The following is an 11,637-nucleotide window of genomic DNA, read 5'->3' on the forward strand; positions in this document are numbered from 1 at the left end:
GCAGCAGCCCGGCGATCGCACCGCTCAGCAGCCCCGGCAAGGCAGGCGGCGTCAGCCAGGCCAGCGCATGCTGCGGGCCGAAGTTCAGCGCCGTCGACAGCGTGGTCGTCGCGAAGCCGAGCGCGGCCGCGCCGGGCACCATCGCCGCGCGGCGCCAGCCCGGGCGCACGATGGTGTACGCGACCAGGCACGGCGCCAGCAGGCCGAGCAGGATCGCGAGCAGCTCGCTGCCGCGCGACAACGGCGTCATCGCGACGCTCGCATCGGCCCAGTCTTCGGTCCACGCCGACCACGGCGTGCCGGCCAGCGCCTCGGCGGCCAGCTCCTGCAATCGCACCAGCACCTGGCCGAGGCCGAGCGGCACCGGCGTCGGGAACAGCAGGCCGATCGGCCACAGCAGCAACAGCAGCAGCCCGCCGGTGATGCGGCTCACGAACCAGCGGTCGCGCAGCGTCTGCCAGCGGTCGATGCCGCCGAGCGCGTGCACCGCCACCGCGACCAGCGCGCCGGCCAGCGTGCCGGCGGCGTTCAGCACCCAGTCGAGGCTGGACGGCACGCGCTGCGGCAGCCAGTTCTGCAGGCTCTCCATCGCGAACGACAGCAACGAGCCTGCCAGCAGCGCCGCGACGAAGGCGATCGACACGCGCCGCCCGGAGCGCACCAGCGCACCCACCACCAGCGCGCCGAGCGGCATGTAGCCGAGCAGGTTGGAGACCACGTCGAAGGCGGTCCAGTAGCGCGGCCACGGCAGGTGGCCGAGCCCGGYCAGCGCCAGCGCCACCGGCTGCTTCCAGCCGGTGAACGGCGACAGGCTCGCGTAGACGATCAGCGCCGCATACAGCCACGCCAACGGTCCGGCCGAGCTGCGGTGCGGTGCCATCGCCGGATCAGAACGGCTTGACGATCACCAGCACGACGATGGCCGCGAACAGCAGGATCGCGGTCTCGTTGAAGAAGCGGAACCAGCGTTCGCTGCGGCGGTTCTCGAACTGCTCGAATCGGCGCAGCAGCGCGCGGCAGCCGTGGTGGTAGCCGATCGCCAGCACCACCAGCGCGAGCTTCGCGTGCAGCCAGCCGCTGCCGGGTCCGCGCCCGATGCCGAAGCCCAGCCACAGCCACAGGCCGAACAGCAGGGCGGGAACCATCAGGAAGCTGGTGAAACGGTAGAGCTTGCGCGCCATCAACAGCAGGCGCTCACGCTCGGCGTGGCTGTCGGCCGGCACCGAAGCGAGGTTGACGAACAGGCGCGGCAGGTAAAAAAGACCGGCGAACCAGCTGGCGACGAAGATCAGGTGCAGGGCCTTGACCCAGGGATAGAGGCTGCTCATCCGCGGGATTATGGGGGGCCGGTCGAGCGCAGGGCCGCCCCAAGCCGACCGGCATCCCCTCGGGGGATCGGCGATGTACTCGTCGACGAGGGGTGGTCATCCCAAAAAGAAAACCCCGACCGTCAAGGCCGGGGTTGAAAAGCCTCATCGCTGTCATCACGGTAAGGCTCCTGCTCAGGGAGGAAAAGCAGGGAATGACCACCTTGCGGCTATCATTCAAGGGCGACTTTAGCAGATGAGTGCCGGGCTGTTGAAGTGCCGTCGCACGGGATTTACACGTAAAAAGTCCCGATGTCTCATCGTCACATCGGTTTCGGCGGCCGGCCCCCGCGTCGCAACCGCCTTCAGAAGACGCCATGCTGCCGCCCGCCCCGTTCCCCGCCAACCGCCCGCGCCGCCTGCGCCGCGATGAATTCACCCGCGCGCTGGTGCGCGAGAACCGCCTGCACGCGAGCGACCTGATCTACCCGGTGTTCGTCCAGGACGGGCGCAACCAGGTGCACGACGTCGCCTCGATGCCGGGCGTTCAACGCCTCAGCCTGGACCGGCTGATGCCGCTGGCCGAAGAATGCGTGAAGCTCGGCGTGCCGGTGCTGGCCTTGTTTCCGGTCATCGAGCCGGCGCTGAAGGACGAGAACGGCAGCGAGGCGCTGAACCCGAAGGGGCTGGTGCCGACCGTGGTGCGCGAGTTGAAGAAGCAGTTCCCGCAGCTCGGCCTGATGACCGATGTCGCGCTCGATCCGTTCACGAGCCACGGCCAGGACGGCCTGCCCGACGAGACCGGCTACATGCGCAACGACGACACCGTGAAGGTGCTGACCGGCCAGGCGCTGGTGCAGGCCGAGGCCGGCGTCGACATCGTCGCGCCGAGCGACATGATGGACGGCCGCATCGGCGCGATTCGCAGCGCGCTCGAAGCGCGCGGCCTGGTCCACACGCGGATCATGGCGTACAGCGCCAAGTACGCGAGCGCCTTCTACGGCCYGTTCCGCGATGCGGTCGGTTCGGCGAAGAACCTCGGCAAGGCGGACAAGAAGGTCTACCAGATGGACCCCGGCAACAGCGACGAGGCGCTGCGCGAGGTCGCGCTCGACCTGGCCGAAGGCGCCGACATGGTGATGGTGAAGCCCGGCCTGCCCTACCTCGACATCGTGCGCCGCGTGAAGGACGAGTTCCGCGTGCCGACCTTCGCCTACCAGGTGAGCGGCGAGTATGCGATGGTGAAGGCCGCCGCGGCCCAGGGCTGGCTCGACCACGATGCGGTGATGCTCGAGAGCCTGCTCGCGTTCAAGCGCGCCGGCGCCGACGGCGTGCTGACTTACTTCGCGCTCGACGCGGCCCGGCTGCTGCGGCAGCAGGCCTGACGCACCCGACACCACACACGCGGCGCATGCGAATCTTCCACATCACGGCCGACCAGTTCACCGAGATCGAAGCGCTGCCCGACAAGCTGCCGTCCACCGGCTACCTGTGGATCGGCACCGCGCGGCGCGAGTTCGAGGTCAACATCGCCGAGGTCCAGGCCGGGCTGCAGCGCTGGACCGGCGGCCAGCTCGTCGACCTGCACATCTCCGACCTGCTGAACAACCAGCTGCCGTCGCACTTCGACTACACCTCGTGGTACGACCTGATGGTGTTCCGCCGGCTCGCGGCGGGCAGCGGCAGCGCCGGCCTGTTCCTCGACGACCAGAGCGGCACCGCCAGCACCGCCAAGCGTGCGCTCGAGGCGATCGACACCAGCCCGGTCGGCTTCGCGGTGTTCGACCGCGTGCTGATGACGGTGCACCCGACCGACTGCCAGGTGCGCGATTTCTTCGCGAGCAAGCTGCAGCAGATGGTCGAGGGTGCCGACCAGCGCTACGAGCCGCGCGGCGCGATGCGGCTGCCCACCGGCCCCGCCGACCTGATGCTGCGCATGCTGAACCACATGGTCGACAGCTACCTCGAGCTGCGCCGGCTGCTGACCAAGCAGCTCGGCTACCTGCAGCAGGAGCTGTTCAACCCGCGCAGCCAGTTCGACAGCTGGCAGGTGCTGCTCGAGTCGCGCAACTCGCTGCACCTGCTGGAAGACACCTGCGAGGACCAGCGCAGCGCGATCGTCGAATGGATCGACTCGCTCGACGAATGGCCGGACGAGCCGGACCCGAAGGCGGCGCGCGACCGCGAACTGCTGCGCGTGCGCTCGCGCGACGTGCTGGAGCACATCGAGCGCGTGCTGAGCCACGTGCGCCGGCTCGAATCCTCGGCCGAGACCGCGGTGCAGATGCATTTCTCGGCGCAGAGCAACCGCACCAACGACATCATGCGCACGCTGACGGTGCTGACCGCGATCTTCCTGCCGCTGAACCTGGTCACCGGGTTCTTCGGGATGAATTTCGAGGGGCTGCCGCTGATCCACAGCGGCGACGGCGTCTGGATGGCCAGCGGCTTCATGCTGGTGATCGCGGTTTCGCTCGGCTGGTTCTTCTGGCGCAAGCGCTACCTGAGCACGTCGCGCCATCCGAGATGACAACCCCTCGGTCGATGAGTACATCGACCGATCCCCCGAGGGGATGCGGGCCGGCTTGGGGCGGCCCGGCGCTCGGCCCGCTCAGCGCTGATAGGGATCGTCGTAGCCGAGCCCGGCGAGGATGCGCGTCTCCTCGGCCTCCATCTCGACCGCCTCGTCCTCTTCCTCGTGGTCATGCCCCTGCGCGTGCAGCGTGCCGTGCACCAGCAGGTGCGCGTAATGCGCCTGCAGCGCGATGCCCTGCTCGCGCGCCTCGGCCTCGACCACCGGCGCGCACAGGATCAGGTCGGCCTGCACCACCGGTGCGTGGCTGTAGTCGAAGGTCAGCACGTTGGTCGCGTAGTCCTTGCCGCGGTACTCGCGGTTCAGCGCGCGGCCTTCGTCGGCATCGACGATGCGCACCGTGATCTCGCCGGGCGCCGCCAGCGCCGCGCGGATCCAGCGCGCCACCTTGTGGCGGGGCAGCTCGGCGCGGTGCGTCGCGTCGGCGAACTGCAGCGAGAGACCCAGCTCGGGACGTGCCGTCGCCATGTTCAGATCCGATCCGTCGGCGCGGCGTCGTAGGCCTCGACGATGCGCGCGACCAGCGGGTGGCGCACCACGTCGGCCGCGGTGAAGCGCGTCATCGCGATGCCGGCCACGCGGCGCAGCACGCGCTCGGCGTCGATCAGCCCGCTGTCGGTGCCGCGCGGCAGGTCGATCTGGCTCACGTCGCCGGTGACGACGCACTTGCTGCCGAAGCCGATGCGCGTCAGGAACATCTTCATCTGCTCGCGGGTGGTGTTCTGCGCCTCGTCGAGGATCACGAACGCATGGTTCAGCGTGCGCCCGCGCATGAAGGCGAGCGGCGCGATCTCGATGTTGCCCTTCTCGAACGCGCGGCCCACCTTCTCCATGCCCATCAGGTCGTACAGCGCGTCGTACAGCGGGCGCAGGTAGGGATCGACCTTCTGCGCCAGGTCGCCGGGCAGGAAGCCGAGCCGCTCGCCGGCCTCGACCGCCGGCCGCGTCAGGATGATGCGCTGCACGCTGCTGCGTTCCAGCGCATCGACCGCGCAGGCCACCGCGAGGAAGGTCTTGCCGGTGCCGGCCGGGCCGATGCCGAACGTGATGTCGTGCGCGAGGATGTTGCGCAGGTACAGCTGCTGGTTGGGCGTGCGGCCGGTCAGGTCGGGGCGGCGCGTGCGCAGCAGGACCTCGTCGCCCTCTTCATCCGGGGCATCGCCCGGGGCCGCCTCGCGCAAGGCCGGGCGCCCGAGCACCGGCGTGCGCGGCCGCGCCTGCGAGTCGTCAGCCAGCGCCTCGGTGATCGCGAGCTGCAATGTCTCGGCCGCGATCGGCCGGCGCGAGCGGCCGTACAGGGTCTGCAGCAAGGCCACCGCGCGCTCGGCACTCGCCTTCGGGCCGTCGATGCGGAAGGATTCGTTGCGCCGCGAGATGCTGACGCCGAAGGCGGCCTCGATGCTGCGCAGGTGTTCATCGACGCTGCCGCACAAGTGCGACAGGCGGGCGTTGTCGAGCGGGATGAAGGCGTGGCGAAGGATCACGTGGGCGCTGACTCGGGCTGAAAAGAAGGCGGAAGGCCGGATTGTCGCCGGAAGGCCCCGGCGGCGCAGGCATCCTGCACAATCGGCGCCCATGCCCTGCTTTCCGCCGACGCCCACCCTCGCCGACCGGCTGCGTGCCGCGGCCCGATGCGTGGCGATGTCGGTGGCCTGCGTGCTGGCCCTCAGCGGCGCGGTCGCGAGCGCCGCGGCCGATGACTCCGGCGTCATCGAGATCCGCAACGCGAGCCGGGTTGCCAGCACCCTGCCCACCTTCCCGCAGGACTTGCAGCAGCGCGCCGTGCGCCTGCCCGACGACTGGTCCGAGACCCTGCCGCAGTCCGACGGGCCGGCCTGGTACCGCCTCAACTTCACGCTGCCGGCGAGCCGCATCACGCCGGCGCCGCTGATGGCCGCCTACATCGAGCGTGCCTGCAGCAACGCGCAGGTCTGGCTGAACGGCAACCTGGTCTTCGACGGCGGCCGCATGGCCGAGCCGGTGACGCGCAACTGCTTCTACCCGCAGCTCGTCGCGCTGCCGCCGGCGCTGCTGAACCCGGACGGCAACGTGCTCGACATCAAGGTGCAGGGCTACGCGCTGCAGCACGTCGCGTCGCGCCAGCGGGCCGGCGGGCTGTCGGCGGTGCAGGTCGGGCCGCACGCGCTGCTGGCCGAGCAGCAGGCGCGCCAGGCCTTCTGGAACATCTCGCTGGTGCAGGTGATCTCGGCGATGCTGGTGCCGCTGGGCATCGTGATGCTGGGCATGGGGTGGCAGGATCGCCGCAGCCCCTGGCTGATCCATTTCGGCCTGCTTGCGATCGGCTGGGCCGCGCTGTCGGCGCGCCTGTGGTGGCGCGATCCGCCGTGGGACAACGCCACCAGCGAGTTCCTGTCCTGCGTCGGCTTCGGCGTGCTGGTGGCGCTGGCGGTCCAGTTCCTGGTGCGCTATGCCGCGCTGCGCTCGACCAAGCTCGAGATCGGCCTCGCGCTGCAGTGCCTGCTGATCCCGGCCAGCCTCGCGCTCGCCGGGCCGCATCGCCTGTACCTGATGACGAGCAGCTGGTACCTGCTGCTGTCGGCCGAGGTGATGGCGGCCGTCACGCTGTACCTGCGCGTGACCTGGCGCAAGGGGCCGGACGGCCGCGCCGACTTCTGGCCGATGGCCTTCATGCTGATGGGCGTCGGCGTGCTGGTGCTGGTCGAGCTGGCGACGCAGCACGGCTGGATCTCGTGGCTGCCGGTGCACGTGCTGCACTTCAGCATGCCGCTGATGTTCATCGCGGTCGCCGCGCGCCAGATCCACATCTTCGGCCGCGCGCTGCAGGTGGCCGAGGCGAGCCGCAACTCGCTGGAAAGCCGCATCAACGAGGTCACCGCCGAGATCGAGCGCAATTTCTCGCAGATGGCCGAGCTGCGCGTCGAGCAGGTGACCGAGAAGGAACGCAAGCGCATCGCCGCCGACCTGCACGACGACCTGGGCGCCAAGCTGCTGACCATCGTGCACACCAGCGAGAGCGAGCGCATCTCCACCCTGGCGCGCGAGGCGCTCGAGGAGATGCGCCTGTCGGTGCGCGGCCTGACCGGCAAGCCGATGCAGGTGGCCGATGCGCTGGCCGACTGGCGCGCCGAGACGGTGTCGCGCCTGAGCCAGGCCAACATCGAGGCCGACTGGCGCAGCCCCACCGAAGACGTGCACCAGCAGCTGTCGGCGCGTGCCTTCGTGCAGACCACCCGCATCCTGCGCGAGGCGGTCAGCAACATCATCAAGCACAGCGGCGCCTCGCACTGCAAGGTGCGCTGCAGCATCGGCGAGCATGATTTCGTGCTGGTCGTGCAGGACAACGGCAAGGGCATCCCGATGGAACTCGACGGCAAGCTCGACCGCGGCCACGGGATGGCCAGCATGAAACACCGCGCCAAGCAGATGCAGGGGCAGTGCCTGGTCGAGTCGGGGCCGGGCTACKGCACGGTGATCCGGCTGACCTTGCCGCTGTGAAGCGCACAATCCTTCCTCGTCCGTCCACCCGGCCGCTGCTACGATTCAAGATCCCCTCGAGGACACCCCATGAACAAGATCCTGCTGCTCGAAGACCTGCCCGAGATCCGTGCCTGGGTGAAGGCCCTGGTGACGCAGGTGTTTCCGCAGGCGCAGATCTCCGAGAGCGCCCGGGTGCACGACGCGCTGGCCCTGATCAGCGCCGAGCGCTTCGATGTCGCGCTGGTCGACCTGGGCCTGCCGGATGGATCCGGCGTCGACGTGGTCGCGGCGCTGCGTGAATCGCAGCCCGAGGCGCAGTCGGTGGTGGTCACCATCCACGACGACGACGACCACCTGTTCCCCGCCCTGCAGGCCGGCGCGTTCGGCTACCTGCTGAAAGAGCAGCCGCGCGAGCATTTCGTCGAGCAGCTGCAGCGCATCAGCCAGGGCGAGCCGCCGCTGACGCCGTCGATCGCGCGCCGCGTGATCGCGTATTTCGCGGCACAGAACAAGCCGCAGGAGCGCCCGCAGAACCTGCCGCACGTCTCGCTGACCGACCGCGAGAACGAGGTGCTGCTGTGGGTGGCCAAGGGCTTCACGCTGCCGGAGATCGGCACGCAGCTGAACCTGTCGCGCCACACGATCGCCGACTACGTGAAGCAGATCTACCGCAAGCTCAACGTCAGCTCGCGGGCGGAAGCCGCGCTCGAGGCCCAGCGCCTGGGCCTGTTCCGCCGATGATCGGCCGGCTGAGCGGCCTGCTGGCAGAGAAGAACCCGCCCCAGTTGCTGGTGGATGTCGGCGGCGTCGGCTACGAGGTCGACGTGCCGATGAGCACCTTCTACAACCTGCCCACGCTCGGCGAGCGCGTGACGCTGCTGACGCATTTCGTCGTGCGCGAGGACGCCCAGGTGCTGTTCGGCTTTCTGACAGCCGAGGAGCGCGCGACCTTCCGTCAGCTGGTGAAGATCTCCGGCGTCGGGCCGCGCACGGCCCTGTCGATCCTGTCGGGCTTGAGCGTCGGCGAGCTGGCGCAGGCGGTGTCGCTGCAGGAGAGCGGCCGGCTGATCAAGGTGCCGGGCATCGGCAAGAAGACGGCCGAGCGGCTGCTGCTGGAGCTGAAGGGCAAGCTCGGTGCCGACCTGGCGATGCCGGCCAGCGTCGCGAGCGATGCGCAGGCCGACATCCTGCAGGCGCTGGTGGCGCTGGGCTACAGCGACCGCGAGGCGGCCGCCGCATTGAAGAGCCTGCCGGCGGAAGTCGGTGTGAGCGAAGGCATCAAGCTCGCGCTGAAGGCCCTCGCCCGCTGACCCCTCGTCAGTGGCTGTGATCGGCCCCCGCCGCCTCGACGTTCACCGTCACCGTCACCTCCCCCGCCTTCTCGAACTTCAGCCGCAGCGGGAACTTGTCGCCCTCCTTCAGCGGCGCCTTCAGCCCGAGGAACATCACGTGCAGCGCGCCGGGCTTCAGCTCGACGTACTTGCCGGCCGGCACGTCGATCGCCGCCACCTCGCGCATGCGCATCACGTCGCCCTCCATCTTCATCATGTGCAGCTCGGTCGTCCGGCCGACGTCGGCGCTGGCCGACAGCAGGCGGTCATCCGCCTTGCCGCGGTTCTCCAGCCGCAGGAAGCCGCCGCCGGTCGGCTGCCCCGGCGCGGTCGCGCGCGCATACGGGTGGCCGATGGCGATGTCGCCGAGCGTGAATTCATGGGCCTGGGCCGCGGCGGCGGCGAGCGAAACCAGGGCGGTGGCGGCAAGGCGGGTGAGGAGGTGGTTCATGGTCATGACAGGGGTCCGTTTCAGGGAGGCATTCACAGGTCGTACCGCAGCTCCGCACTGTAGGTGCGTTGCGGGTACGGGTGGAAATTCCAGTACTGGTCGTTGTTCAGGTTGTCGATGCCGAAGGCGGCATGCCATTGCCTGTCGATCGCGAAGCGCACCCGCAGGTCGGTCGTGAAGTACTTCGACGTGCCCATGTAGGTGGATCCGTTGGTGTCGCTGTTGTCCAGGCTGCCGTACTGCCGGCCGCTGTAGCGCGCGCCGTAGCTGACGGTCCAGCGCTCGTCGACGCGCCAGGCGGCCAGCGCGCTCGCCCGCCAGCGCGGCACGCGCGGCTGCCACTTGCCGACGGTGTCGCCCGGCGTGCTCACGTAACCGCTGTTGGCGACGATCTTCGAGTCGGCATAGGTCACGCTGCCCTGCAGGTCGAGCCCGCGCCACAGCACGTTCTCGCGCTGGGCGGCGGCTTCGAGGCCGGTGGTGCGCACATGGTCGACGTTCTGCACGCTGTTCGTCACCGGCGTCACGTTCGGCAGCGGCTGGCTGTACAGCGCATCGTGCGTGTCCTCGTGGAACAGCGTCAGGCGCAGCGTCGCCGCGTCGGGCAGCGTCCATTCGGAGCTGAGTTCCGAGGTCCAGGAGCGCTCGGGCCGCAGGTCCGGGTTCGCGATGTTGCTGATGCCGGTCGCGGTGGCCGCGCCCTGGTACAGCTCGGACACCGTCGGAAACCGCACCGCGCGCCCGGCCGAGGCCTTCAGCACCCAGCCCTCGCGCAACTCGTGCGACAGCGCGGCCTTCGGCGACCAGGCGGTCTCGCAGCGCTGCGGATGCGCATACGGCGTGAACGTGCCGGTCTGCGTCAGGCCGTCGAAGGCCTGCCAGCGCTCGCCGCGCAGCCCGAGCACCGCCATCCAGCCGTCGGCGAAGCGCCAGGCGTCCTGGCCGAACACCGAGCGCAGCCGCGTGTTGCCATTGAAACGGGCGTTGACCGTGCCGCTTTCCTGGTTGATCCAGTCCGCCAGGCCGTAGACGGTGGTGCGCAGGCGGAAGCTGTCCTGCTGCAGCCCGGCGTCGACCACATGGGCGCTGCCCTCGCCAGCGGGCCGCCAGGTGCCGCGCGCCGACAGCGTGTTCCAGCCGGTGCCGTTCAGGTCGGTCGCGCTGCCGTTGCCGCCGTTGAGCATCTGCTGCGACAACGCGGGCTGCTGCGTCGACCCGGCGGCGGGCTTGCGGCTCAGGTCGCGGCGGTAGTCATAGACGCTCGCAGCCAGCTCCCAGTCGAACACGCCGCCCGCGTTCTGCTTCAGCGACAGCGCCTGCACCAGGTGCGCGAGGCCGTCGCGGTTGGTCACGCCGCCCAGCACCGGGGCCACGTACTGCTCCGAGCGCCCGACCGCGTCGTTGCGCCACCAGCCCAGCGTGTAGCTGGCCCGCAGGTCGGTGGCCAGGTCGTAGGCGAGCTTCAGCTTCAGGTGGTCCTGCACCGTGCGGTACTGCGTGCCGGTGCCGCGCACGTACCAGGGCTTGCCGGTCTTGTCGGTGTCCGGCACGGCGCCGGCGGTCGGCGTGGCCGTGGTGTCGAACACCAGCGGCTGGCCTTCGCTGTCGAGCCGGTTCGCGTTGATCCACCACGACCAGCCGCCGTGGCGGTCGCCGAGCGAGGCGCTGGTCTGCCAGCCGTTGTAGGTGGTGTCGGTGCCGTAGAGCTGGAACGGCTGCGAGAACGCGCCGACCATCGCATGGGCCTCGAACTTCGACGGCATGCGCGTCAGGTAGTCGACCACCGCGCCGGCCGAGTTGCCGGGGTAGGCGGCCGAGAACGGGCCGTACAGCACGTCGACGCGCTCGATCTCCTCCGGCGTCACCAGGCCCCAGCGCGGCGCGAAGCTCGCGCCGTTGCCGAGCAGGTTGGACAGCAGGATGCCGTCCGCATAGACCAGCGAGCGCGCGCTGTTGCCGGTGCCCGACGCGCGCGTCGACAGCACCGCATGGTTGTAGTCGCCCGCATAGCGCTTGCGCACCAGCAGGCTCGGCAGGTACTTCAGCGCGTCCTCGCTGTCGGTCGCGTTGATGCTGGCCTGCACCTGCGCGCCGCTGATGCCTTCGATCGTCGTCGGGATCTGCGACGGCAGCGAGCCGCGGCGGCCACCGGTCACGGTGACCACGCCCAGGTGCTTGACGGGTGCGGTCGCCTCGTCGGCGTCGGCGCGAGTGGCAGCGGTGTCTTCGTCGGCCCATGCCGCCAACGGCAGGCAGGCCAGCAGCGCCAGCACCGCACGGGCGGCTGGCGTGAATCGGTACATCACGGAATGCTCCTGAACAGGACCGGGCGCACGACGCCGCGGTCGATCACACAGGCCGTCGGTGCGCCACGCGCACCGCGGGCAAGGCGGTGGGTTCAGGTGAGGGAGGGAGGCCCGTGCTTGAGCCGGGCGATCCAGTCGGCCTCGGCATCGGGGATCGGCGCGCCGGCGCGAACCGGCGGCGCAGGCGACT

The 11,637-nt window shown here is 69.8% G+C and carries 11 protein-coding genes; 5 read left to right on the plus strand and 6 right to left on the minus strand.

Features of this window, described 5'->3' with window-relative positions; genetic code table 11:
• Together AC1D1T_RS24695 and AC1D1T_RS24700 are read right to left on the minus strand one after the other, a co-directional pair.
• Positions 1-880: VanZ family protein (locus AC1D1T_RS24695; RefSeq protein WP_477992653.1), on the minus strand; the 880-nt coding region annotated here is incomplete at its 3' end.
• A gap of 7 nt (positions 881-887) precedes the next feature.
• Positions 888-1,328, minus strand: a complete 441-nt coding sequence (locus AC1D1T_RS24700) for a CopD family protein (protein WP_047510227.1) — start codon at positions 1,326-1,328, stop codon at positions 888-890.
• A 356-nt stretch (positions 1,329-1,684) separates the two neighbouring features.
• Here AC1D1T_RS24700 and hemB point away from each other — a divergent pair, with 356 nt between their 5' ends.
• Positions 1,685-2,692 carry a porphobilinogen synthase gene (gene hemB, locus AC1D1T_RS24705; RefSeq protein ID WP_477992654.1) on the plus strand — a complete coding sequence of 336 codons (1,008 nt, stop codon included), beginning with the start codon at positions 1,685-1,687 and terminating at the stop codon, positions 2,690-2,692.
• Between the two features lie 26 nt (positions 2,693-2,718).
• The gene (locus tag AC1D1T_RS24710) at positions 2,719-3,837 is read left to right on the plus strand and encodes a magnesium transporter CorA family protein (protein ID WP_477825587.1); all 1,119 of its coding nucleotides are present in this window, start codon (positions 2,719-2,721) and stop codon (positions 3,835-3,837) included.
• An 81-nt stretch (positions 3,838-3,918) separates the two neighbouring features.
• Here the strand turns inward: AC1D1T_RS24710 and ybeY are convergent, their stop codons facing one another.
• Both ybeY and AC1D1T_RS24720 read right to left on the minus strand, forming a co-directional pair.
• Positions 3,919-4,368 (minus strand): rRNA maturation RNase YbeY, encoded by a 450-nt coding sequence (gene ybeY / locus AC1D1T_RS24715; protein ID WP_047510233.1) that lies wholly within the window; start codon positions 4,366-4,368, stop codon positions 3,919-3,921.
• 2 nt (positions 4,369-4,370) lie between these two features.
• Positions 4,371-5,384 (minus strand): PhoH family protein, encoded by a 1,014-nt coding sequence (locus AC1D1T_RS24720; protein WP_465110777.1) that lies wholly within the window; start codon positions 5,382-5,384, stop codon positions 4,371-4,373.
• 91 nt (positions 5,385-5,475) lie between these two features.
• Between AC1D1T_RS24720 and AC1D1T_RS24725 the strand changes: the two genes are divergently transcribed.
• The 3 genes from AC1D1T_RS24725 to ruvA all read left to right on the plus strand — a co-directional run bounded on the left by AC1D1T_RS24725 (position 5,476) and on the right by ruvA (position 8,669).
• Entirely contained in the window at positions 5,476-7,377 is a 1,902-nt protein-coding gene (locus AC1D1T_RS24725) for a sensor histidine kinase (protein WP_477992655.1), read from the plus strand.
• Positions 7,378-7,446: 69 nt separating this feature from the next.
• Positions 7,447-8,100: a response regulator gene (locus AC1D1T_RS24730; protein ID WP_047510238.1), complete on the plus strand. Its 654-nt coding sequence runs from the start codon at positions 7,447-7,449 to the stop codon at positions 8,098-8,100.
• Positions 8,097-8,669, plus strand: a complete 573-nt coding sequence (ruvA, locus tag AC1D1T_RS24735) for a Holliday junction branch migration protein RuvA (RefSeq protein WP_477825589.1) — start codon at positions 8,097-8,099, stop codon at positions 8,667-8,669. The genes AC1D1T_RS24730 and ruvA overlap by 4 nt, the downstream gene beginning before the upstream one ends.
• Before the next feature lie 7 nt (positions 8,670-8,676).
• Here the strand turns inward: ruvA and AC1D1T_RS24740 are convergent, their stop codons facing one another.
• Both AC1D1T_RS24740 and AC1D1T_RS24745 read right to left on the minus strand, forming a co-directional pair.
• Positions 8,677-9,147 (minus strand): copper chaperone PCu(A)C, encoded by a 471-nt coding sequence (locus AC1D1T_RS24740; RefSeq protein ID WP_477825590.1) that lies wholly within the window; start codon positions 9,145-9,147, stop codon positions 8,677-8,679.
• A 26-nt stretch (positions 9,148-9,173) separates the two neighbouring features.
• Positions 9,174-11,444 carry a TonB-dependent receptor gene (locus AC1D1T_RS24745; protein ID WP_477838657.1) on the minus strand — a complete coding sequence of 757 codons (2,271 nt, stop codon included), beginning with the start codon at positions 11,442-11,444 and terminating at the stop codon, positions 9,174-9,176.
• Between the last annotated feature and the right edge of the window lie 193 nt (positions 11,445-11,637).

Source organism: Rhizobacter sp. P2_H3, from assembly GCF_056403355.1.